This window comes from Larkinella punicea, from assembly GCF_003334855.1.
In the GTDB taxonomy this organism is placed as follows: domain Bacteria; phylum Bacteroidota; class Bacteroidia; order Cytophagales; family Spirosomataceae; genus Larkinella; species Larkinella punicea.
Genome location: NZ_QOWE01000005.1, coordinates 1 through 23820 on the forward strand (window position 1 = coordinate 1; position 23820 = coordinate 23820).

25 protein-coding genes are annotated in these 23820 nt (G+C 51.7%); 13 read left to right on the forward strand and 12 right to left on the reverse strand.

From position 1 onward, the window contains the following. Positions 1-193: transposase (locus tag DUE52_RS06885; protein WP_165840880.1), on the forward strand; the 193-nt coding region annotated here is incomplete at its 5' end. A 168-nt stretch (positions 194-361) separates the two neighbouring features. Here the strand turns inward: DUE52_RS06885 and DUE52_RS06890 are convergent. Next, positions 362-937, reverse strand: a complete 576-nt coding sequence (locus DUE52_RS06890; RefSeq protein WP_114405254.1) for a Crp/Fnr family transcriptional regulator — start codon at positions 935-937, stop codon at positions 362-364. Positions 938-1112: 175 nt separating this feature from the next. On the opposite strand from DUE52_RS06890, the gene DUE52_RS06895 reads away from it, so the two are divergent. Then, positions 1113-2720, forward strand: coding sequence for a hypothetical protein (locus DUE52_RS06895; protein ID WP_229312091.1), 1608 nt, complete (start codon positions 1113-1115; stop codon positions 2718-2720). Here DUE52_RS06895 and DUE52_RS06900 read toward each other — a convergent pair. Next, on the reverse strand, positions 2686-2913 hold the full coding sequence (locus tag DUE52_RS06900) for a DUF2905 domain-containing protein (protein ID WP_114405256.1): 228 nt from the start codon (positions 2911-2913) through the stop codon (positions 2686-2688). The two genes, DUE52_RS06895 and DUE52_RS06900, sit on opposite strands and share 35 nt — an antisense overlap. A gap of 103 nt (positions 2914-3016) precedes the next feature. Between DUE52_RS06900 and DUE52_RS06905 the strand changes: the two genes are divergently transcribed. The 4 genes from DUE52_RS06905 (at position 3017) to DUE52_RS06920 (ending at position 6337) form a co-directional block, all read left to right on the forward strand. Continuing rightward, on the forward strand, positions 3017-3982 hold the full coding sequence (locus DUE52_RS06905) for a TolB family protein (RefSeq protein WP_114405257.1): 966 nt from the start codon (positions 3017-3019) through the stop codon (positions 3980-3982). Positions 3983-4164: 182 nt separating this feature from the next. Further along, entirely contained in the window at positions 4165-4572 is a 408-nt protein-coding gene (locus DUE52_RS06910; protein WP_133299778.1) for a helix-turn-helix transcriptional regulator, read from the forward strand. A 106-nt stretch (positions 4573-4678) separates the two neighbouring features. Further along, complete coding sequence (locus DUE52_RS06915; RefSeq protein WP_114405259.1) at positions 4679-5107, forward strand: hypothetical protein; 429 nt, start codon at positions 4679-4681, stop codon at positions 5105-5107. 93 nt (positions 5108-5200) lie between these two features. Further along, entirely contained in the window at positions 5201-6337 is a 1137-nt protein-coding gene (locus DUE52_RS06920) for a radical SAM/SPASM domain-containing protein (RefSeq protein WP_114405260.1), read from the forward strand. Between the two features lie 12 nt (positions 6338-6349). Here the strand turns inward: DUE52_RS06920 and DUE52_RS06925 are convergent, their stop codons facing one another. After that, the gene (locus DUE52_RS06925; RefSeq protein WP_222930259.1) at positions 6350-7879 is read right to left on the reverse strand and encodes a glycoside hydrolase family 140 protein; all 1530 of its coding nucleotides are present in this window, start codon (positions 7877-7879) and stop codon (positions 6350-6352) included. Between the two features lie 114 nt (positions 7880-7993). Between DUE52_RS06925 and DUE52_RS06930 the strand changes: the two genes are divergently transcribed. From DUE52_RS06930 to DUE52_RS06945, 4 genes are all read left to right on the forward strand, one after another. Continuing rightward, positions 7994-8512 carry an L-threonylcarbamoyladenylate synthase gene (locus tag DUE52_RS06930; protein WP_114405261.1) on the forward strand — a complete coding sequence of 173 codons (519 nt, stop codon included), beginning with the start codon at positions 7994-7996 and terminating at the stop codon, positions 8510-8512. A gap of 56 nt (positions 8513-8568) precedes the next feature. Further along, on the forward strand, positions 8569-10101 hold the full coding sequence (locus DUE52_RS06935) for a CCA tRNA nucleotidyltransferase (RefSeq protein ID WP_114405523.1): 1533 nt from the start codon (positions 8569-8571) through the stop codon (positions 10099-10101). A gap of 36 nt (positions 10102-10137) precedes the next feature. Next, positions 10138-10341 carry a hypothetical protein gene (locus DUE52_RS06940; RefSeq protein ID WP_114405262.1) on the forward strand — a complete coding sequence of 68 codons (204 nt, stop codon included), beginning with the start codon at positions 10138-10140 and terminating at the stop codon, positions 10339-10341. Positions 10342-10510: 169 nt separating this feature from the next. Then, positions 10511-11341, forward strand: a complete 831-nt coding sequence (locus DUE52_RS06945) for a YciE/YciF ferroxidase family protein (protein WP_114405263.1) — start codon at positions 10511-10513, stop codon at positions 11339-11341. Positions 11342-11551: 210 nt separating this feature from the next. On the opposite strand, the gene DUE52_RS06950 is transcribed toward DUE52_RS06945, so the two are convergent. Both DUE52_RS06950 and pyrF read right to left on the reverse strand, forming a co-directional pair. Continuing rightward, complete coding sequence (locus tag DUE52_RS06950) at positions 11552-12838, reverse strand: DUF2851 family protein (protein WP_114405264.1); 1287 nt, start codon at positions 12836-12838, stop codon at positions 11552-11554. 141 nt (positions 12839-12979) lie between these two features. After that, a complete protein-coding gene (gene pyrF, locus DUE52_RS06955) occupies positions 12980-13792 on the reverse strand; it encodes an orotidine-5'-phosphate decarboxylase (RefSeq protein WP_114405265.1) in 813 nt (270 codons plus the stop codon). A gap of 140 nt (positions 13793-13932) precedes the next feature. Here pyrF and rfbC point away from each other — a divergent pair, with 140 nt between their 5' ends. After that, positions 13933-14478: a dTDP-4-dehydrorhamnose 3,5-epimerase gene (gene rfbC, locus DUE52_RS06960; protein ID WP_114405266.1), complete on the forward strand. Its 546-nt coding sequence runs from the start codon at positions 13933-13935 to the stop codon at positions 14476-14478. A gap of 190 nt (positions 14479-14668) precedes the next feature. Then, positions 14669-15439 (forward strand): tyrosine-protein phosphatase, encoded by a 771-nt coding sequence (locus DUE52_RS06965; RefSeq protein WP_114405267.1) that lies wholly within the window; start codon positions 14669-14671, stop codon positions 15437-15439. A gap of 34 nt (positions 15440-15473) precedes the next feature. Here DUE52_RS06965 and DUE52_RS06970 read toward each other — a convergent pair whose 3' ends face one another. Beyond that, positions 15474-16166 (reverse strand): type 1 glutamine amidotransferase domain-containing protein, encoded by a 693-nt coding sequence (locus tag DUE52_RS06970; protein WP_170315684.1) that lies wholly within the window; start codon positions 16164-16166, stop codon positions 15474-15476. A 184-nt stretch (positions 16167-16350) separates the two neighbouring features. Here DUE52_RS06970 and DUE52_RS06975 point away from each other — a divergent pair, with 184 nt between their 5' ends. Beyond that, positions 16351-16752, forward strand: a complete 402-nt coding sequence (locus DUE52_RS06975) for a hypothetical protein (protein ID WP_114405268.1) — start codon at positions 16351-16353, stop codon at positions 16750-16752. A gap of 31 nt (positions 16753-16783) precedes the next feature. Here DUE52_RS06975 and DUE52_RS06980 read toward each other — a convergent pair whose 3' ends face one another. From DUE52_RS06980 to DUE52_RS07005, 6 genes are all read right to left on the reverse strand, one after another. After that, positions 16784-17200 carry a hypothetical protein gene (locus DUE52_RS06980; protein ID WP_114405269.1) on the reverse strand — a complete coding sequence of 139 codons (417 nt, stop codon included), beginning with the start codon at positions 17198-17200 and terminating at the stop codon, positions 16784-16786. 218 nt (positions 17201-17418) lie between these two features. Continuing rightward, complete coding sequence (locus DUE52_RS06985; protein ID WP_114405270.1) at positions 17419-18447, reverse strand: DUF6807 domain-containing protein; 1029 nt, start codon at positions 18445-18447, stop codon at positions 17419-17421. A gap of 133 nt (positions 18448-18580) precedes the next feature. Continuing rightward, the gene (locus tag DUE52_RS06990) at positions 18581-19927 is read right to left on the reverse strand and encodes a Gfo/Idh/MocA family protein (RefSeq protein WP_114405271.1); all 1347 of its coding nucleotides are present in this window, start codon (positions 19925-19927) and stop codon (positions 18581-18583) included. Between the two features lie 216 nt (positions 19928-20143). Then, positions 20144-20887 (reverse strand): 3-keto-disaccharide hydrolase, encoded by a 744-nt coding sequence (locus DUE52_RS06995; protein WP_114405272.1) that lies wholly within the window; start codon positions 20885-20887, stop codon positions 20144-20146. A gap of 105 nt (positions 20888-20992) precedes the next feature. Then, a complete protein-coding gene (locus DUE52_RS07000; protein WP_114405273.1) occupies positions 20993-21916 on the reverse strand; it encodes a sugar phosphate isomerase/epimerase family protein in 924 nt (307 codons plus the stop codon). 171 nt (positions 21917-22087) lie between these two features. After that, entirely contained in the window at positions 22088-23809 is a 1722-nt protein-coding gene (locus tag DUE52_RS07005) for a RagB/SusD family nutrient uptake outer membrane protein (protein WP_114405274.1), read from the reverse strand. Between the last annotated feature and the right edge of the window lie 11 nt (positions 23810-23820).

The following is a 23820-nucleotide window of genomic DNA, read 5'->3' on the forward strand; positions in this document are numbered from 1 at the left end:
ATTCAAGGCTTTCAACACGGTAGCCCGTTCGATTCAGAACCATTATGATACGATCTTGAACTACTTTGACAATCGCAGCACCAACGCGTCGGCTGAATCCTTCAATGCCAAGATCAAAGCCTTCCGGGCTCAGTTCAGAGGGGTAAGAAACGTCGAGTTTTTCCTTTATCGATTAACGCAGTTATATGCTTAAACCAAGATGCTCCACAACTTTTGCTCTTGATCCCCGAAAACCACTTGACATTTGTCAAAAACCGTCTGACAAACATCAAAAAATAAAGATCGTTTTAGGAAATTATTCTTGCGTAGCGCTTAAGTTAACAGCCTAAAAACAATCAGTTACATTTTAAAGACTTCCAGCTTATCGTTTCCGTAGCAGCCGACTTAAGGTGGCCGGATCAATCCTCAGATAGGACGCAATATATTGGTTCTGAACCCGTTTCCACAACTCCGGGAATTGTTTCCGAAACTGCTCAACCCGTTTTTCAGCCTTGCTCTGCCGCAGCAAACGCAACCGGTCTTCCTGGATGATAATACGGTGCTGAAGAATCCGTCGACTGAGGTGATTAAACTCTTGAAAACGGTGGTGCAAATAGTCCAGATCCTGTCGGGTAATGTAAAACAGTTCGGCTCGCTCCAGGACTTCGATGGATTCATTGGATGGTTTGTTGAGTAGAAAACCGGAACTCGAATACACATAATAGCCTTCTTCCGCGAGCCAGGTCGTTACTTCCTTTTCTTCGTCATGGCAATAGCCCCGCACCAAGCCCCGGGCGATGTAGTAAATCCGCTCTTCGGTTTCGCCGGCCCGGAGCAAGTGCGTACCTTCCGGCAAGCGCTGGAAAACAAGCCGTATTTCCAACTCATGCAACGCTTCCGGGGATAACCGCCGGATGGCCGCAAGTTGATCAAACAGCTTTTTTTTCGCCGAAACCATAGTCTGAGGGTTTGAATAGAAGTTTCCCAGATTTGACGGACGGGCGTACAACAAGTCACTTTCTGCCTATTTAATAGTACGGAATTGAGAATTTCCATTCACGCAAAAAGCCGCTGTTTGATTTGACAAAAGGGGCGGAATACGTACCTTTAATCAGTACTTAATCAAAATGCTGATGATCAATCGTCTCACGATAGGGCTGTGGTGCTGGATGCTGGTGGCATGTATTCCCGCGATGGCCCAATTTGAGCCTTCCATCCGCCTGGAATTGCCCATTAGTCAGAATTCGGAGGAGTTTTTCGACGTGACGACGCTCGGGGATCAGGGCGTTCTGGTGAACGTCCGGCATGGCGATTACTACTCGTCAGCCCCCACCAAGTTTTCTTTCAAACGCTACGATACCGACCTCAAACTGCTCTGGTCGACGGATTATAAAATTGATGCCTTCTACGAACCGGTTCGGTCGGCCCGCACGGAACATTATCTCTACTGGCTACTGAAAGAAACCGCCAACGAGAAAATTGCCATCCTGCGAGTCAATCTCACCGACGGAACGATGGAAACCTACCGGGGCGATCTGGTGACGCCTATGGATATTTTTCATTTCAAGGTGCTGGATAACATCGCCTACCTCGGCGGCTATTACCGCTCCCGGCCGGTGGTGGTGTCATTCTCGTTTTTCGACCTGACTTCCAAAGTGTTACCCGGTTTGTATACCAACCACATTCAGCTCAACAACATCGAAGTCGATGAACAACGGCGACTGGTACACGTCATGACCGATGCCACGCACCAGCGAAACTGCGAGTTTACGGTTCGGACGTATTCGTACGAGGGCAAACTGATCCGGACGGTGAATCTGGACGGCAACAAACACAGCCTGATTTCGGGCAAACTGCTTCCCCTCAACGACGAGGAATCGCTGCTCGTCGGCAACTATTCCAACGACTGCACGCCCTATTCGCAGGGGGTTTACATCACGCGAATCCGCAATGCCGCGTCGCCCGTGGGCGAAAGCACGGTGATTACCCCGACCGAAGACACGCGTTATATCGACTTTTCGGAGCTTCAGAATTTCTTCAACTACATGAAACCCAAACGCCAGCAGAAGATGATCGAGCGGCTGGCGCGTCGGAAAGACCAGGGCAAAGACACCAAGTTCCGGTATCGACTGCTGGTGCATGACCTGGTGCCGACTGACGAAGGGCTGATGCTGATTGCGGAAGTCTACTACCCCCAATACCGGGGCAGTTCCTATCCGTATCTGGGCGCCGGGCGCTCCTTTGATCGCTATCAGGAAGGCTACCGCTATACGCACGCGTTTCTGTGCGGTTTTGACAAAAAAGGCAAACTGCTGTGGGACAATTCTTTGCCTATTCCCGATCTGAGCAGCTATGATTTGAATCAGATGGTGCAGGTTTCCCGACAGGGCAACACAACCGTTCTGGCCTATCCGCACGACGGCGAAATCCACGCGGAGGTGATTCAGGGCGGCAAGGTGGTGCGGGAACAGGAGAAGTATTCGCTGAAGAAACTGCGGGAAAACGAAAAAGTGGTTTATTCCGAAAACGAACAACTGGAAGCCTGGTATGACGGCCATTTTCTGGCCTGCGGATTTCAGAAAATTTCGACCGATCGCTCCCTCGCTCCTCCGCGTGAGGTGTTCTATATCAATAAAGTAACCCGCATTCCCGACGATCCGGACACCCGCCCGTCGAGCCGATCGGCCAGCCCGGACGATACCAACGCTACCCGAAAAACTTCCGGATCAAAACAAAAATGAGGTTCAGCAGAACGCTGACGACGATGCAGGTGACAATCGGGAAATAAAAACCGCCGTTTTTGCCTTCGATGCGAATGTCGCCCGGCAACCGACCGAGCCAGCCCAGTTTGTCGCCAAAGAAATAGACGATCAGCCCGATCAGGACTATCACCACCCCAATTCCGATCAGATATTTACCAATGCCTGCGTTCATACCCGTACCCTGTCCGTGTTCGAATCTTTCTTTGCAAGTATAGACTACCCTTCTCAAAAAGGCAATTTTCCGGTTACTCCCATTTTACATTCTCCCATTTCCCATGCATCGCCATCTCCTCTCCTTCCTCTTTTTTTACACAGTCAGCAGTCTGGTTTTAGCGCAGTCGAAGGCGCTTTTCACCGCCGATCAGCCCGGCGAAACGCCCAAAGTTTTCGCTCCCGGTTTCATTTCCGGGCCGTATCTGGAACGCGATATGGCAATTTCGGCGAAACAGGATGAGGTGTATTTCACGATCCAGGGGCAGGCCGGTGAAATCAGCGTCATTCTCTTTTCCAGAAACGTGAAAGGCGTCTGGAGCAAGCCCGAAGTGGTCTCTTTTTCGGGTCAATTCAATGACATCGAACCGTTTCTGGCTCATGATGGTACCCGCATTTTTTTCTCGTCCAACCGGCCCAAAAAACCGGGAGATCCCCCAAAAGATTACGACATCTGGTTTTCAGATCGAAAAAACGGAATCTGGCAGGAACCCATTCGGCTGGACGGGCCGATCAATACCGACAAAGACGAGTATTACCCCAGCATCGCCCAAAACGGTAATCTCTACTTTACGGCCAATTACGCCAATGGCCTGGGCGAAGAAGACCTGTACGTCAGCCGCTGGCAAAACGGGCAATACCAGAACCCGGAACGGTTGCCGGCAACCGTTAACTCGAAAAATTTCGAGTTCAATGCCTTCGTCGATCCCCGAGAACGGTTTATTATCTACACGGCGTACGGACGACCGGGAAGCCTGGGGCGGGGCGATTTGTATATCAGTTTTCGCGACCCGGCCGGCCAGTGGCAAGCCGCCAAAATGCTTCCCGAACCGTTTAATTCGAAGCAAATCGACTACTGCCCCTTCGTTTCTCCCGATGGGAAATGGTTCTTTTTTTCCAGCAAACGCACCACGCCCAAACCAGCTCAGCCCTTTACCTCCGAAACGCTCCGCCAGCGGCTAAATGGCGTCCAGAACGGTTTTGAGGACATTTACTGGGTGAGCAGCACGGTTTTGTGGATGTTGAAATAAGGGATTATTCCGACTGGTGTTTGCCAAACCGAATACTAAAACCCGATCTCTTTCCAGGAAATTATTGTATTTATTTACCCCCGCAAGTACACCTCCCAAAGTAGACTGGCTAGAACATCAGGGATAAACCGGGTTTGCCAACGTCCGATTTATCCACATTCACACCGTTCATCCAGAAAGCCATGAATCCGTTTCAATCTGTTGCCGTCCGAGACCATACCGTGCTGAAGCTGTGGGGTCAGATCGAACAAAACATCGACAATCCCGACTTAAGCGTGACGGATCTGCTCGAATCGGCCGCAATGAGCCGCACCAACCTCTACCGCCGGCTCACCGCCAAAACCGGCATGTCGGCCACCGCCTTTATCCGGTATGTCCGGCTGACGAAAGCCCGCGATCTGCTCCTCGATCAAACGGATCTGACCATTTCAGAGATTGCCTTCGCCGTTGGCTTCAACAGCCTGAGCTACTTCACCAAACGGTTTACGGAGGTCTTCGGCGTTTGCCCCCGGCGGTATCAGGAAACCCATGAACTCAAACCGCTTTCGGAACATCCGTTCAAGTTTTTGGAACATGCGTTGAAAGGTTAGGAACATCCGTAAAAGCGTAATTCTCCTGAATTAACAAACTTTACATCGGCCAATAAAATACTGTTGGTCAGTTATTTATATCGATGTAAAACTAAATCTAAACACCATGGAGAAGAGACCGCTGAAAGAGCAGATCGACGCATTGGAAAAATTGGCCAAAGACCCGAAAAGCCAGCAGGAAATCGGGAAAAGGCTGATTCAGGAAGTAGCGAAAGCGATGTACGAAGAACGAAAAGGGCTCGAAATATCGTCCCCGGACGCCGAGATTCCGATTCGGAAAGGCGAGATGGTTCCCCTGGAATTACGGAACCAGATCAAAACCGATGAAGCGGGGCTGGCGCTCCAGGACGCGCTGGTGCAGAACCTCAACCTGCGCATCTGGTTCCGGATCTGGGTTCGTTTCTGGTTCCGGATCATCGTCGATATTCCCCGGTTTGAAACCAGCCCGCTGAATTCGTTCAAGGATTTCGCTGATGCCATCGGCTTTTCGGACGAAGAGATCAAACTCGTAGACCGGCTCAAAGGCATGTCCTGAGACCGCTTGCCATCCCCCGCCGGAGAATCCTGACCAGAAGGGATTCTTCGGTTTCCCACTCCCTTTCCGAACCGCCTTACAACAACCTCTATCATGGACAACTCCCTCAGCCTGATCATCAAATCGACCCGAAAGTGCAACCTGCGCTGCTCCTACTGCCACGACTGGCGCTCGCGCGGAACGGTTATTTCCTTCGAAATTCTGGCCAACATCGTCGCGAAGGCCTTTCGCGCCAAACGCTACAAGGTCATCAATTTTATCTGGCACGGGGGCGAACCGCTGCTGCTGGGCATCGATTTTTTTCGCCGGGCGCTCAGTTTGCAGCAGTCCTTTATTCAGGAAGGGCAATACGTCCTCAACAGCGTCCAGATCAACGGCACGCTGCTCACGGAGGAATGGTGTGAATTTTTCAGAAAAAACCACTTCCAGGTGGGCGTCAGCGTGGATGGCCCCGAGGAAATTCACAACCGCAACCGGTCTTTTGCTTCGGGAAAAGGGAGTTTTCAGCAAGTGATCAAAAGCATCGATTTGCTGAAAGAATACGGAATCGGCCACGGCGTTCTGCTGGTGCTGAACGACAACACCAAGCGTTTACCGGCTCCCGAAATCTTTGATTTCATCACCCGGGATCTAAAAGTCGACAACTTCTCGTTCCTGCCCGCCGTTCCCGACAACCTCATCGGCCAGAACTCCGGCGAACGCGCAACGACCGATTACCTGTCGCTGGAAGACTACGAAGAGTTTATGATCCGGATTTTCGACCACTGGTACGCCCTCGACAACCCCGACATTCGGGTGCGCGAGATCGACGGCATTGTGCGTTCGGTGATGCGGGGCAATCCGCAGGTCTGCACCTTGGCCGGCAATTGCCTCGGCGGTTATTACCACATTGAACCCGAAGGTGACGTTTACCACTGCGATAAATACGTCGGCGATCCGATGTATAACCTCGGCAACATCCTGGAATCCGATTTCGATACGCTGTTTAAATCGCCCCAAATGCGGGAGTTGCGCCGACAGGAACGGGACAATCTCCAGCGGCTGTCGGCCTGTAAACACTACGGAATCTGCAACGGCGGCTGCCCGCACGACCGCTACATCGCTAAAAAATACCGTACGGATTTTACCGGAGACTGTTGCGGTCAAAACCGGCTGATCTCCCACATCATCCGGGCGTTGGGGCAGGACATTGGCGCGGAAAAAATGGCGGTTTTTGGCCATACAATGTAACCCGCCTTCTCCTTACTTTTTTAAGCCAAAGCCTGCAAAAGGTGCCTTCGCATCGTCCAGCACCAGCACCCAGTCCGTGGTTGGGCCGACAATCGGAGCCTTGAATTCCTGCGGCCCGGTATTCGGAAATACACCGATTTTCTGGCTCTTTCCATCGCGGGGATTATACCAGTAGGCCAGCACGTTCGGCGCAGCGGTAAGCCGGGCAAGGTCAATTTTCAGCGGACTGCCGTTGGGCGTGTAGGCAAACAGGAAGTTATCGTCTTCCGAAATGGCGGCCACCTGATGATTGCCGTCGTCGGGGTTGGTGTTCTGAATCAGCCGCTCGTCGGGCATCAGCCGCGTCCACGGATGCGACTCGTACAACCGGCGTAGAATTCCCATCTGAAACGCCCCGGCATGATCGAGTGCCCGTTTCCAGTGCGTTCGGGCAGCCGAAACCGGCAGATTCCGGTCGTTGTCGAAAAACTGCCAGATGTTGTGGTTGCCGTACGTATGCCCACAACCGCCCGACAAAACCGCCCACCAGGCCGCCTGCCGCACATCAAAATCGTCAAAATAGCCTTGCTCCGGTTTGTGTGCAATCGGATGGTCTTCGTAACGCGGTTCGCCATCGAGCGTCGGCTTGGGTGGAAACATCGCGTAATTCTGCCGCTGCATCACGTAATTCTTCTTGTTCCTGGCGCTGTGCCCCGACTGAAACAGGTTGATGTTCAACCATTTGTCACTGTGAAAAAATCCCGACGAATTGCTATCGCCCTGCGGGTGATAGGTCATGAGCTTGGTGCCGCCGTCGCCCTTCTTGATGCCTTCCGCCATCGCCCGGACGATGGCCAGCCGTTGTTCGCCCTCCGGATTGCGGTCACCGCCCAAAATCCAGATGACCGGTTTGCCCCGGTAGCGTTTGCCAATGAATTCACCGTAGGTTCGGGCATTGGCGGTGTTGAAAATTTCGGGACCTTTTCCCCACTTCTTATTGAATTTATCTCCCCAGGTCGGCAGCAGCCCGACGACCAGCCCCAACTCCGTGGCCCGGTTGACCACCCAGTCGACATGCTGGAAATACGCTTCATTCGGCTTCGTAGGGTCGTTGCCCACCAGCGGCAATTGGCCGTACTGGTTGGGCTGCGTCAGTCCGTCGAGTTCGGCCAGCACCACCGCCTGAATCACGGTAAATCCCTTGGCCGCCCGGTTTTTCAGGTACAGATCGGCTTCTTCCTTCGTCAGCCGGTGAAACAATTCCCAGGCCGTGTCTCCCAGCCAGAAAAACGGTTTCCCATCCCCCCGCATGATGTAGCGTTTGTCGGGAATGATGTAGAGTTTGGATAAGGCAACGGTTTCTTTCGAAGCCGCAGCGGGTTTCTGGGCGTATCCTAAAACGGACAGGAGCAGGTAGATAATTCCAAAAATAAACGTCTTTTTTACCCCTAAAGTCATGCGCGACCCCGACCCTGAAGGGGGCTTGGAAGCGAATTTTTCCAGATGCAAAAAGTCCCCTTCAGGGGATTTAGGGGCAGTAAGCGAAACGACTACTAAATTCATGGGTCAGGAATAAGGGGCTGTAAAAACTGACATTTGAATGAAATCTAAGACGGTTTGCTTATAATTCAAACACCTTTCCAAAAACTTGCCGTACTTTTGCGGCTTGTTACAACTATGACACCAACGCCACGCGATATTGTTGCCGAACTTCGGCAGGGACGACTCATCCGGCTGGCCGACGAAACCGGGGTTTCACTGGCCTGCGATCCCGGCCATGCGGAAGCCGTCGAACATCTGCTGGATGTCCGCAAAGACCTGGTTCCGGCCCCGCTTCCCACCATTCTCATTTCCGACAGTGGTCAGCTCAACCTCTATGTCCGGCCCGTGCCGGATGTGGCCTGGGACCTGATCGAGTTCGCCGAAATGCCCCTGACGGTTTTATTGTACAACGGCATCAACCTGCCCGACGCCTTCCGGTTGCAGGTGCCGGTGCGGAAAACCCTCAGCGAATCGGTGCGCCAGCTCATCGGCGCGTTTGGCCGGGGGCTGTTGACCTTGCCGTTTGAAGATGCTGAATGGCCGGTCGGTCTGGCAAAACCGCCCATTTCGTGGGGCGAACTGCCTGCCAAAATTCAACTGCCGCGTATTATGGAGTTAGGTCCAAAAGGGGAAGTAGCCTTTTTACGAAAATAATGAGCCGTACCGCCACTGCCGACCAGGATCGGAACGATTCGTTATTCCTGTGTTCTATGAACTTTACGGAGACCCTACATAGCAATCCCATTTTTGAAGTCATCGCCCGTCAGGCGGCTGCGCTGGACGTTCGTGCGTACGTCATCGGCGGTTTTGTGCGGGATCTGATTCTAAAGCGTCCGTCGAAAGACATCGATATTGTGTGCATCGGCAGTGGAATTGACCTGGCCGAAGCCGTGGGCCGGGAGTTGAAGGTGCCGGTGATTGTCTTTAAGAATTTCGGAACGGCCATGCTACCTGCCCACGCCGATCAAACTACGTATACCGAAGCTACCGAAACCGTTCCGGGCAGTCGTTCGCTGGGCTGGGAAGTGGAGTTTGTGGGCGCCCGAAAAGAATCCTACCGCTCCGATTCGCGAAAACCGCTGGTTGAAAACGGCACCCTCGAAGACGACCAGAACCGCCGGGATTTTACCATCAACGCGATGGGCATTAGCCTGAACGAGAGCGACTTCGGCCAGTTGCTTGACCCGTTTGGCGGTCTGGACGATTTACGCCGGAAAACCATTCGCACCCCGCTCGAACCAAAAATCACGTTTTCCGACGATCCCCTTCGCATGATGCGAGCCATCCGGTTTGCATCGCAACTGGGTTTCGACATCGAGCCGGATACGTTCGATGCCATTATTGAAATGAAAGACCGGCTGGCGATTGTTTCGCGGGAACGGATTACGGACGAACTGAACAAGATTATTCTGTCGGCCAAGCCGTCGTACGGTTTTAAACTGCTGTATCACGCCGGATTGCTGGATCTCATTTTCCCCGAACTACTGGCGTTGAAAGGCGTTGAAACCATTGAGGGCAAGGGGCATAAGGACAATTTTTACCACACGCTGCAAGTGCTGGACAACGTGGCCGAACGCTCCGACGATCTCTGGCTGCGCTGGGCGGCTTTGCTCCACGACATTGCCAAACCGGCCACCAAACGCTTCGATCCGAAAGTGGGCTGGACGTTTCACGGCCACGAGGATCTGGGTGCCAAACAGGTTCCGGGCATTTTTCGCCAGATGAAGTTACCGCTGAACGAAAAAATGCGGTTTGTTAAAAAGCTCGTTCGGCTGCACCTGCGGCCCATTGCCCTGGTAAAAGAACAGATTACCGACTCGGCACTCCGGCGGCTGCTGATCGAAGCGGGCGACGATCTGGAAGCGCTGATGAACCTTTGCCGGGCCGATATTACGTCGAAAAACTACGACCGCGTCAAGAAACACCTCGCCAATTTCGACAAGGTGGAACGCAAACTCCGCGAGCTGGACGAACGGGACAAACTGCGCAATTTTCAGCCGGTTATCACCGGAGAACTCATTATGGAAGCCTTTGGCCTGAAACCGTCGAAAGAAGTCGGACTGATCAAGGTAGCCATTCGGGAAGCCATTCTGGAAGGAACCGTCGTCAACACGCTGGAGGCCGCCATTCCTTTTATGATCGAAGAGGGCCGAAAAATGGGCCTGGAACCCGTCAAAGAGCTGCCCATTCAGGCTGACCAGTCCGTATCCCACGATTCCTCTTCCCCGGAAAGCCCGCAATAGATCCGACACGAAACCACCACAAACGCACAAAATACTATGGATAAGAACAACTTCCGGCGCTTTTTCGGCGCAACACTGACCATTCTGGGCATCATCGTCGTCTTGTTTGCCTGCGTGGCTTTCCTGTCGGATGCCAAACCGGTGTTGGGCATGAGCATCACGAAATGGGAATCTCTGGCGCCGTTTATCGTGGGCCTGGTGTTTCTGGGTTCGGGCGTTAGTCTTATCAATAATTCGTAGCGGTTTCTTACGGACTTTCCGGTTCTACGAGGAATCCCATCCGCGGAACGGGGTAATACGTCCACAGCACCTTTCTACTAACTCATTACTTTTCAGGCAATTAATTACTGGTATAGCATTTGAGTACAGCATATAAACTCAATGTTAAACCTGTTAATCGATTACCTGTATGGCTTCTTTCACGGAACAGTTAGCGAATTTTTTTGGCACGAGGGACACGGACACATCACTGCGTGAATTATTCATCAGCGAATTGAAAGGCATGTATTATGCCGAAAAGCAAATTGCTGATGCCCTGCCAAACATGGCCGAAGCGGCCACCACCGATGTGGTACGCGACGGTTTTCAAATGCATCTTGCCGAAACGGAAAATCAAATTCGCCGGATCGAGCAAATCTTCCAGCAACTGGGGATCGATGCGGACGAAAAAAACTGCAATGCCATCGATGGGCTCATCGATGATGGCGATCTGGTTATTGCCGACACCGAATCGGGTTCATTGACCCGCGACGCCGGCTTGATCATTGCCGGACAAAAAGTTGAACACCACGAAATTGCCGCCTACGGCTCACTGCATTCCCTGGCTCGTTTGCTGGGATATCACGATGCCGCTCAACTCCTGAGTGAAAGTCTGGAGGAGGAAAAAAATACAGACCGGAAACTGACCGAAATTGCGGAATCGTTCATCAATGAACGCGCCAAAATGGAGTCCGACAACGATGATGATACCGACCGGGATGGCATCCGCGACCGGATGCGGGACACCGTTCGTGATGGTGACTATGGCCAGACCACCGGCACGTATCCAGGCGGTAGCAGCTATTCGGGTGTAACCGGCAGCGGAACCGAAGAAAATGCTGATGCTGTAGCCTGGCGGAACGATCAGGCTACTCAGGAAAACCGCACCTGGAACACAGATAATGACACCCGATCCAATTCAGGCAACACGACCTACCGGCGCGATACAGATCCATTGACCGGCGGCCCCGGTGGCTTTTAAGGTTTTGTAACCGCAGAATGTAAAATGTCGAATGCCCAATGTAAAAGTGTTTTAAGAGCGCTTAGCCTCTTCACTTTAACATTGGGCATCATTAGTTTGAATTTAGGACTTTCGCCCCTAAATCCCCTAAAGGACGGTCGGCCGCTGCCGGACTTTTTGCATCCGGGTGATTCGGTGACCAAGTCCCCTTTAGGGGCGAAAGTCCTATAATTATCTTACTTCCCGCAACAAACTCACCCCAATCTGGCACGACAGACACTTTTTAGGCTGACAAAAATTCTTGTACAGTTCAATGGATGCCTGCGAATCGAATGCCGTACGAACCGAAATGTTTAAATCCTGCCAGACCCGGGTTACGCGGTTGTCTTCCGCCGGAAGTTGTTCCAGCAAGCGGATGGCGCGCTCCCGGTATTCGGGCTGATCCTTGTGGTGGGAATAGGCTACCAGCAACGGAACAACGGCGTTAATAACCAGACTCTCAGCGGCTTTCTGCCCCAGCGTAGCCAGAACGCTATCGGATGTTTTCCCAAACCGATAATGCGTTTGCCAGTAGGTGGAGGGCGTAACCTGCAAATGCCGCAGCAAAACCCGGCTGTCGTCCGTTTCGATCAAGACTGAAAACAGGCTGTTTTGGAAAGTCAGAAGTTGGGCAAACTGGGCCAGCCGTAGCGTTGGAAAGTTGGCCGGACGAAGCTTGGCCCATTTCCAGGCGTAGGCGGGTAACCTTTTGGCGGCAATCTGGTATTTGGCCGCCAGAAAACGGTATTCCCGCTGCAATTCTGCTTCATAGGCATCTGGTTTTTCGCTGTTCAGTAAACCGGCCGTCCCAAACAACATTGCTTCCAGTTGCAGAAGCGTATTACGGTGTTTTTGCAAGGTCTTCAGCGGAACCTGACGGCTCAACTGGCCAAAAGGTTCGGTATTTACCTGAAAACCAAAAGCTGCGGCCAGAAGCTGATACGTCGTTTCCTCCCAGTCCAGATCGGTGCTCTGAAACAGGGCCATCACCCCGGCGGCTTTTCGTTCCAGGCGTTGCAGCAGGGCTTTATCCAGCATGGCCGTCCGGCGCAGGGGTTCTACGCGGGCTATCTGAGCAGCACAGGGTAAGGGTCCCGATTCGGCCAGCAGGGTCTGATACCGTTGCAGGAGCGTCAAATCCGTCCGCTCGCTCAGGCACAAGGTCGGAATGACCGAACCGTCCGACCGCTTTAACTCAAGAGACTCTTTTTCCCAGACAATATGCAGAATTACGTTGTCGTAGGCCCGGTCGTGCTGGTGGCGGTGGAGCAGCCAGTCCCCAGCCCGCACGTGCGCTTCCACCGTTCCAACCCACTCGACCTCCCCCACAAAAAGGCGGGCGTGCGTAAAATCCGGCCCGGCATCCGGATTGCGATACCCCGGATGAATCACCCGCAGGCTCTCCCCCTCCTCCGTCCGCAGATTGGTAGTACGGAAATAGTGAAATTGCCAGAGAAAATAAATAAACTCTTCGGACATAAAGAGTTAAGAATTATGAGTTAAGAGTTAAAAACAGCACGACTGTTTAGCATTGGAAGGAGAAAAAGGCAAAAAGTCACACTTCTCACCAACATTCTTTCCGAATCGCCCACTCATCACTCTTAATTCATAACTCTTCACTCAAAGGTACCCCGCCATTTCCTGTTGCAACGCCCGGGCTTCATCGGCTGCTTTTTGCGCAAAATCGGTGCCGCCAGACGCGTACAGAATGCTGCGGGAGGCATTGACCAACAAACCGCACTGCTGATTCATGCCATAACGCGACACCTCAGCCAGACTACCGCCCTGCGCTCCCACACCCGGAACAAGCAGAAAATGATCGGGGATGAGCGTCCGGATGTGCGCCAGTTCGTCGGCACGGGTGGCCCCAACCACGTACATCATCCGGTCGGCCCCGGCCCAGGTCTGCGACGTCCGGATCACTTTTTCGTAGAGTTTTTCACCCCCAACGGGCAATTGCTGGAAATCCGAACTACCGGCGTTGGAAGTCAGTGCCAGCAGAATCACCCATTTATTTTCAAATTCGAGGAACGGTTCGACGGAATCCCGGCCCATGTAGGGTGCCACCGTAACGGCATCAAAATCCAGCCCCGACGAAGCCGGGTCGAAAAACGTACGGGCGTATAAACCGGAGGTGTTGCCAATGTCACCGCGTTTGGCATCGGCAATGGTAAAACAGTTTTTAGGGATAAATTCGAGGGTTTTTTGCAGGCTTTCCCAGCCGCGGGGCCCCTGGGCTTCGTAGAAAGCAATATTGGGTTTGTAGGCCACGGCATACTCCGCCGTGGCTTCAATGATCTGTCGGTTAAAGGCCGCCACCGGATCCGGTTCGCGTTGAAGATGCGTCGGTATCCGGCGAATGTCGGTGTCCAAACCCACGCACAAATAAGATTTTTTAGTTAAAATAGTCGTATACAACTCATTAGCCGTCATAGGTTGATCGTCTGCTAAAGTTAAATTAGTTGGGTGCCCGTAAAAAAGGTGAGACTCAAAATTACTGGAAGTAGACAGAGTTTCCTAAATTTGTCCGCTGATGCCGGACAAACCGGTTCTTTATGCTCAATTAGTATTTCATGCAGGTCATCAAAACGTCGATTGAAGGGTTGGTCGAATTACGCCCGAAGACATTTAAAGACTCCCGTGGTAGTTTTCTGGAGACATACAATCAACCGGTTTTCCACGAATTAGGCATTCCCGCTCATTTTGTGCAGGATAATCAATCCTTTTCAACCAAAGGAGTCTTGCGGGGGTTGCATTTTCAGAACGAACCCTTTGCACAAGGCAAACTGGTCCGGGTCATTACCGGGAAAGTGATGGACATTGCCGTGGACTTGCGCGAAGGCTCGCCAACCTTCGGAAAATACGAAGCATTTATCCTGGATTCGGAAACCAGCAACATGGCCTACATCCCGGAGGGTTTTGCTCACGGTTTTGTGGCCCTCGAAGACAGCATTTTTAGTTACAAATGCACCAATGTCTACAACAAAGCCTGCGAATCGGGAATCATCTGGAACGATCCTGATCTGAATATCGACTGGGGCATCGAAAACCCCAACGTGTCTGATAAAGACCAACAGTTGGCTCGTTTTCGTGAGTTATTTCCGCAATCTGTGTCTTAAATTTCCGGCACCTACCGATTCGTACCGAACCGCTCACCCGAGCGGTTTTTTTGTATCCGTTTAATAAACGAGTACTACCCAGATTGTTAGTTTTGGCACGATTCATGTCCATTAAAGAAGCAGATTGAGGGTGCCGTGCCAAAGTATTGTCCGGCAGATGAATCGCCTAACTTTCTAGTTACATACCCCAATGCCATTCGGATTTCTGACTCGTGCCCGTACAAAAACCGCTAAGCCCGACGCATCGGCTTCGGCTTCCGAGCTTCGTGTCGATGTTCATGCCCAACTGCTTCCGGGCAGTCAGGACGGAACCGATTCGGTCGAACACAGCATCAGTCTGCTTCGTGAACTCTCTGCGCTGGGTTTTCGGAAGGTTGTTGCAACCCTCCACATCATGGACGGTTTCTACCAGAATACCACCGACAGCATTTTTGCAGCCGCGTCGATTCTGAAATACGAATTGCAAAAATTAAAGATTAACATCGAGGTGGAAGTAGCCGCCGAGTATTTTGTAGACATCAATTTACTCAGGATGCTTTACTCCAAAGCCGAGTTGTTGACGTTTGGCCAAAGTACGACCGAACGCTATCTGCTTTTCGATACCAGCCTGGTCAAACGGCCCTACGAACTGGACAAGGTGATTACGGCTCTCCAACAGCGGAACCTGGTGCCGGTTATGGCTCATCCTGAACAATACATTTACCTGCAAAAAAATCCAGAAACGATGCGGGATCTTCACTATCAGGGTGTTAAGTTTCAGTTAAACCTTCTATCCCTCTCGGGTCAGCCATCGCGGGAAGCCCGAAATCTGGCAGAATGGATGATCGATCAACGTCTGGTCTCTTTCGTCGGAACGGATATCTACCATGAAACCCAGCTACCCGCCATCAAGCAGACCCGGAAACTTCCGTATTATCAGAAGGTTTTGGAGAGCGGATTATTGAATAACACCCTGATTTAACGGAAAAGAATCCGGACCACTCCTGCCAGTTCTCTTATTTTTCAACCATTTCTTCCATTACTTTCTTGCCGACTTTTCGGGCCGACAGCGGGTTTTGACCCGTCACCAGCCGGTCGTCTACTTCGATAAAGGGTAAAAATGGAATTAGACTTTTCCGGTAAAGCGTGTTCCGTTTCCGAAGTTCGTCTTCCAGCAAAAAAGGTACTTCATGGATCAGCCCCAGGAGCCGCTCCTCCACGTTGGCAAAGCCCGTAATCTGCCGGTCCTGAATCAGCAGACTACCATCCGACAAGCGCACATTCAACAGCCCGCTCACGCCGTGGCACACAGCCGCGACCATTCCACCCCCTTCGTAGATCTGCCGGGTGATTTGTTGAAGAAGGTCGTTCTCCGGAAAGTCCCAAAGCGTTCCGTGCCCCCCGGTAAAGTAAATCAGTTGGTAATGCGCGGCATTCACTTCCTCCGGTTTGAGTGCATTCTCCAGCTTCGCTTTCATTACCGGATTGTGGTACCATTTGTCGTTCGTGTTGTCTTTCCGCTTCAAACTCCGCGCATCAATGGGCACTCTTCCCCCCTTCGGGCTCACGATGTCATACGGAATTTCTTTGTCTGATAATTCATCATAAAAGTGAGTCAGTTCACTTAACCAAAGGCCCGTTTTCTCCAGTTTGGTTTTATAATCCGTGTGGTTGGTGCAAACAATGAGAGCCCGGATGGAAGGATTCATAGTGGGATTCGGCAAAGTGAATGGGTTACAAATATCCGCAAAATCACCGACAAGAAAGACCCGGTTTTCAAAAAACTACCGCCAACTAAAATTCTTCACTTCTTCTTCACCACCACTATATTATTTGGATTATTTCACTATTTTTGACTTAACCGTACTGAAAACTTGTAAATAACCTATTATCATGAAAACCGCATCCTACGAGTCGATCAAAGCAGATCAGGCCTGGATCACCGTAACACAACACCTTCAACGCCGAAACCAGCTTATCTCCGACGGCATCACTTTTCTGGAAAAACACCCTGCCGACCACATTCTGACCGGCCGGTTAGTCGTCATTCAATACCATTTACGCGCCACAGTCCGGCGGTTAATGGAGGAAACATCAGCCACCCGTTCTCCGGCCTCCCTCAAACAACAAATTAAACGACAGTGGCTGATGGTTCATCAACTGAATTTCCTGTTGCGGCAGATTGACGATGAACTGAGCAAAATGGGCTTCAACAGCCCGGTTTTTCGGTCGTGGATGAGCGCGAAATTAAACCGGTTTTCGTACAAAGCGCCGACCGGTCTCTCCCTGAATTAGAAACCGGTCGCCAATTTCAACGCATCCCTTCTCAGCCAACACAGGCGTTGGCCTCAAATTGCTGTAATCCCTTCCGCAGCTTTTCGATGTCTTCAACCGGCCAGTCCAGCCGTTTATTGGCCGACATCCGCCGAAGGTGCAATTGCGTAGCCTGCTCCAGAAGACGGCGTTTGGAAGGCGGCATCTGCAATGCCTGACTCATGAAGGGCGCTAACTCCTGCTCCAGGCGCACACAGGCATTGTCGGGCAAACCGAAATATTCGGCCAGCAACCGAACTTCACTAACCCGCCATAGACCCGGTTTCTGGCGCCGTAGGCGAATCGTATTCTCGGTTAACCGAACGGTTTCGCTCAATCCCCGGCTGTCGACAGCACGGTCTTTCATCCGCCACATAATGGCCCGGTACGTGTTCATGTAAGAGTCGATGAGCTGTTGCAATGGTTCCATGCTGGTGTCTTTAATGTGATTTGGGTTAATACCAGACACTGAATCAAAAAAAAAGCCATCTGATCACTCAGATGGCACAAATTGACTTTTAGCACTTACTTGATGGTTAAAAGTAACCGATCATGGAGATAGGCAAATTTGCAGTATCGTATAAACCCTCAATTGGTCACAACAAACGCCCGCAGGCAATTACTATGCCTTGTTGCTTAAAAATTTAACTAATTCGCAAATTGATTGACTTTCTGGCTCAGTGCATCGTCGGAAACCGAGCCGCTTGTAATCAGTACTTCATACCGGAAGGTTACGGACTTGCCCGCAGGCAGCACATAATTCATCGGCTTGTCTTTACCTTCGCTCATTACACTGGGAGCCAATGGATTAGCGGCATACAAACCGTATCCACGCGAATGCCAGTAGGTCGGGTAGCCGATGTTTTTCGGATTGTCCAGGAGTGCGACGGAAACATTTTCGCCGTTGATCACACCCGTCAGGTTCATCCACTTGGCGCGCGTTCCCCAGACTTTTTCGCCTTCTACCCCTTCGCTGCTTTTGTATTTTCCGGTGACACCCGTATTATCCATCTGGGATACTTTGGTTGCCACACCGCTTGCATCCGTGAACACTTCCGGCTTGTTCGACGGGTGTTCCAGTTGCCGGGCGAGCCGGATCGCTACCATGCCTTCTTTGTTGTCTTTAAACGTCACGTCTTTGCCCAGGGCTTTTAGCGTCGTTGTCCGGTCGATGATGCGTTCTTTTGGCGTACCGCGAAAAACAAACGTCGTCGTTTCCTGCAACAGGGGCTTGCCGTCTTTATCGAGCCAATCGGCGGTAACGACCAGTTCGCCCACGTCCTTCCCACTTTTCAGCGATTTAATCCCGGTGTGAACGATGGTGCCAAACGGGCCGCCGTGTCCTTTTACATCGTTGGAATTGTTCCAGAAATCGTGGCCATTCACATCGCCGTAATTGAGCCACATGCCCACGTGGTGCGGGTGGTCGACGCGCTCGCCGGGCCGGGGGTCCATCGGCCAGCCGCGCGTGATGAAATTACCGCCTGCCGTCCGGATCGGATACAGCACCGGTTTTTTCAGGATATCCGGGCCCGGGTAGATGTAGGAAGTAAACGGTTTGCCATCAACCGTAACATCCACGCGTTTCTGCGCCTGGTTATTCGTCAGTTGCACAGCCTGTTTCTGGGCCATCGCAGCGGAAGCCAGCAGACAAAAACAGAGGGTCAGTTTTTTCATATGTATGCTCTAATAGGAACGCGGCCGGGTCGCCGGTGCGATTGGGCGGATCGAACGGATCAAAAAACGGATTATTAGATTTAATCGGCGAAAATCCGTTCGATCCGCCCAATCGGCGTTCCCATCCATTAAATTAGACTTTTACAACTTTACCGCTCGCCAGCACTTCCTGTTTCGTACTGTCGAACGTTACGCGCTCGCCGGTATGTAAGGCGATGGTTGCCATGATGTTAGCGACTGAGTGATTGAAACCGGCTTTGGCGGGGGCATTGGGTTCTTTCCGGCTGCGAACGCACTCCATCCAGTTCCGCATGTGCCGCGACGTCATCGGATCCGCACCGGTATTGGCCGATGTTTCCATTTTTTCACCCGTCGTTGCCAGCGTCTGTTCGGTCAGCAAATTGGCTTTCATGCCCATTTCTTTCGCATATTTTTCTTCCAGACCACCTTCCGGCGTAATCTTGTTGGTATCGAGGTTGATCATACCGCCGTTCGAGTAATACAACTCCTTGGTTCCACCCGCTTCGTTGGTCATGCGGGAGTGGTAGGTCACCTGGAAGCCTTTGGTTTTGTCATCATCCGGGCCGTAATCAAAAACCGCCGTGAACGTATCGGCGTTGGTACGGCCATCTTTCCAGAGGTAAATACCGCCGTTGGCCACCACACTGCGCGGGTGATCATAGCCACTGAACCAGTGTACGGTATCGATCTGGTGCGACATCCACTGACCCGGAATACCGGACGAATACGGATAAAACAAACGGAATTCCAGATACTTACGCGGATCCCAGGCCGTCTGCGGACGGTTCATCTGGTAGCGTTTCCAGTCGGTGTCTTCCTGCCGGATTTCAGAAACAAGTTTCGCACGGCGCCAGCGACCGGGCTGGTTGACATTCCAGGTCATTTCAACCATCGAGATGTCCCCGAATTTCCCCGAACGAATGAAATCATTGGCGGCAAAGTAGTTCGGCGCACTCCGGCGTTGCGAGCCGATTTGAACGATTTTCTTGTTTTTTTCAACCGCTTTCAGGGCTTTCCGGGCGTCGTCAAGTGATTCGGCGAACGGTTTTTCCACATACGCATCCTTACCGGCTTCTACGGCTTCCACGCAGTGCAGTGCGTGCTGGAAGTCCGCCGTACTGACAATCACGGCATCAATGTCTTTGCGGTCGTAGAGTTCTTCGTTATTCCGACACTTCACAAAGTTATCGGTAATGTACCCTTTTCCTTTCAGGTAGGCCTGGGCTTCATCCCGCCGACGGCTCCAGATGTCGGAGACGGCCACAAACTCGAAGTTGAGTTCTTTGGCATGGTTGGCAAAACTGGGAGCCAAAGCACCCCGGAACCGGTCTGAGAACCCAACAATTCCGACCCGAACGCGGTCGGCGGAACCCAGGATTCGGGCATAACTAGCGGCAGAGAAGCTCATTCCGAGCCCCGCCAGTGCAGATTTCTTTATAAAGTCGCGACGATTTTCCATGCGGCTGGTCGTTTAAATGATAAATAGAATACGTCTGGTTACTGACAAAAGACTATTACTGAAAGACTTATTTGTGAGAAGTCTACTAGTTTTTGGTTTACGGTTTAATCTCTTCATTCTTCCGTGTTCGTTATTCGATATTCAATATTACATTTTCGACTTCTGTTAAATATCGAATATTAAATAACGAACAACGAATAACGAAGGAATTGAGACTTACAACGGTTTAATCTTCATATTCCGGAACGAAACGCGGTCGCCGTGATCCTGGAGCAGAATGTGGCCTTTGGGAGCTTCCCCAAAACGTCCGTGGGCGTTATACGAAGGGGCTTTGTACTTGCTTTGCGCAACCAGCTTCCGAAACTCTTCACCACCCCGTTCGTATTCTACGACTTTTTTGCCATTCAGCCAGTGCTCAACGTGGCTGCCTTTCGAAACCACCCGACCCTGGTTCCATTCACCAATCGGATTGGCTTTCTTGTCTTTGGCCGGAATCAGGTCGTAGAGCGATCCCACAGTTCGGTTACCGTCGCGACCCATTTTGGCATCCGGGTGTTTGTCATCGTCCAGCACCTGAAATTCCAGCCCATAGGCTGATCCTTTCGGCTTGGGGTTTTCTTCCACCACGAAATACTTCAGGCCGCTGTTGGCTCCTTCCGTCAGTTTGAACTCAAACATCAGATCGAAGTCACCATATTCACCCTCCGTCACAATGTCTCCGTAGTGCGTCGATTCCGAACCGTCTGTTTTCGAGATGGTCAGCAAACCGTCCTGAACCAACCAGCCTTTTTCCGGGAATTTATCTTTGTAGGCACCCCGCCAGCCTTTGGTGGTTTTGCCGTCGAAAAGCAGTTGCCAGCCTTCTTTTTTCTCCTTGGCCGTCAGGGTGTTGGGTGCCTGCGGTTTTTCAGCAGCTATTAGTCCTACCCATAAAACCGCTGTTATCAGTAATGCTTTCATAAGTTTCTTCTCCGCTAAACTCTGTTTTTCTCTGCTTATCTCCGCGAAACAGTTTAAAAGTTATTTCGCAGAGTTAAGCAGAGAAAAACAGAGTTTAGCAGAGGGTTAAAGTGGGAAGTTTAACGTTTTGGTAATGTAATCTTTGTTGATTTGAGCGCATTGCAAGGGCGTTTTGTTCGGGTCTGGAACGCCATCAAGTTCAACCACGCCCCAGCCTTTGAACTTGATTTTCTCCAAAGCCGCAAAAACCGCCGGAACGTCGACATTGCCCTGCCCCAGTTCAACGAATTTGTAGGCTTTCGGATCATCTGGTTTTTCAGGTACCGGGCTTTTGGTGTCTTTCAGGTGCAGCGTGTGCAGAACATCCTTGTACTGCACAACGGCCTTGGCCGGGTCGCCCCCGCCCTGTTTGTAGTGGGCAATATCGAGCAGCAGTTTGACATACTTCGGATTCATTTCCTGCACCAGAATATCCACTTCTTCGGGTGTTTCGCCCCACTGTTTCATGTGGTTGTGATACGTGGCCTGAACACCCATGTCGGCGGTTTGTTTGCCAATCTCGTTCATCACTTTGGCGAGTTTCTTGAGTTCCTCGGTAGTCGGAGCCTGCCCGCTTTTCCGAAGGCTGTTGGTCATCTGGAATGCCGACCCGCCCAGTGCTTTTACAAAGCTGGCATGGGCCACGTGCAGATCCACAGTGCTGTCGAACTTCGCCGGGTCGACCTCCACATTGCCGCTCGAAAACATCGCCAGTTTCAACTGGTGCTGGTCGAGCAGGGCTTTCAGTTCCGACGGTTTGGTCTTATACGGTGCAAAAGTGTTGGCCCGGAGCTGAATCCCTTTGTAGCCCAGGGAAGAAAGGTCTTTGATGGCCTGTTCATCTTTGCCGCCCCAGGTAATCCCGGAGTACCCGATTTTCAGTCCCGATTTTTTAGCGGCATCGGCCAGCAGATCGGTTCTGGTTGCCAGAACGAGCGCCGACAAACCGGCGGTGGTAAGAAACTGGCGTCTGTTTACAATAGCCTGCATAATAGGGTAGTATAGTCGGCAACCCTGAATGGGAGTTGCGATTTTTGTTGTAAAGAATTCTAAAGGAAGGAAGGAATTTCGCCGTAAAATCTACTCAGCCCTCCCCTAAACAACAGGCCCCGAACCGGAATTCCGGTTCGGGGCCTGTCTGTCATTCCTTAGTCATACGGATTAGTACCCCGGATTTTGCGGGTATTTTGTCACACCGTCTGCTGTCCGGTCGATCTGATCCTGTGGAATTGGACGTAAAACGTGGAAATCCTTGACGTTCGGTGCGCCATCAGGGTTATACGCTTTCACGCGTTCAACCAGGTTACCCCAACGTTTCAGGTCGAACCAGCGGTGCATTTCGCCGGCCATTTCACGCTCGCGTTCTTCCATGATGAAAGCCATCGTGGCATCGGCCACCGTAATTTCCATGTCTTTTTCCTTACCCGGCCAGGCCGCCCGCCGGCGAACGGCATTGATGAACGGCACAGCATCAGCGGCTTTCCCCTGTTTGATGAGCGCTTCAGCCGCTATCAGGTAAGTGTCTGCCAACCGAAACATGATGAAATCGCGGCTACCGGGTTCGTAGGTCCGGTCGGGACGCAGGGGATCCAGGAATTTCTGCAAAACCGGGAACAGGTTGGGCTTGTACAGGCTCGGTACCAGCACCTGGTAGGGACGTTTGGCCCGCTCGGCCAGGGGCATTTCATAGCCCGGAATAAAGATGGCCGTATCACCCGCGTTGAACTTCAGGGACGTTTTCGAATTGTCGAAAATCGGTGTCGTTTTGCTGGGGTTGTTGGCCAGCCAGGTGTCCTTAAACGTCTTTTTGTACCGCGAATCTTTCACCCGGTCTTTCTCGGCAAACACGACATTCAACATATAGTTCGTCGGCATGAACCGCTTGAAAGGGCGTCCATTCAATACGTCGCGCTGCATACCCGCCTGAACATCATATTCCATCCCGAAATATAAGTGCGTCTGGTTTCCGTTGATGGTCACGGTACTGGTTGTCGTACTGTTGTAGCCAGAACCAATGTTCGTAATGGGGTCAGAGGTATATTGGGTAGCAAAGATCACCTCGCTGTTGATTTCTCCTCCCCCCTGCGCAAACACGGCCGAAAAGTCGGGCAGCAGGCTGTACGTATAGTTTTTGATCACGTTCTGGGCATAGGTAGCGGCTTTGGCAAAATCATCGGCGGCCAGCGCGTCCTTGTCGGTCCCTTTCGTCAGATACACTTTAGCCAGCAAGTGCTCAGCGGCACCCTTGGTTACCCGGCCATAATCGCCGGTGGGAGTTGCCAAATCGGTCAAAGAAGATTCCAGATCCGCGATAATTTGGGTATATACCTCCTTCACCGGAGCGCGGGTAAATTCCTTCGTCGGAACCAGATTGCCTTTTGTCAGCAGCGAAACCGGCCCAAACATCTGCACCAGAATAAAATAATGGTGCGCCCGCAGGAATTTCAGTTCCGCAACCCGGCGTTTTTTAATGGTTGCGTCCAGCCCGGCAATACCATCAGCCGCGTCCAGCGCCACATTGATGGTATTGATACCTTTGTAAAAAGCATTCCAGATGTTGTTGGTTGGCCCCAACCGGCCGTCGATCTGCGACGTATACTGGTTGACAAATTTAAAACTACCATCGGCTCCCATCGTGTAGGTATCGGTACCAAAAACCGTCAGGGTCATGGCATCTTCCCGACCGTAGTATTCCCGCAACGACGAATAGGCTGCTTTCACCACCGATTCGAACCCGTTTGGCGTGGTGGCATACTGGCTTCCGACCTGCGAAACCGGCACTTCTTCCAGCAAATCTTTACAGCCCGTTGTGCTGAGCAACAGCGCACTCACGATCAATAGCGAATGAGTGAATGAGTGAATGAATAATTTATATGTTTTCATCTTGAAAATCT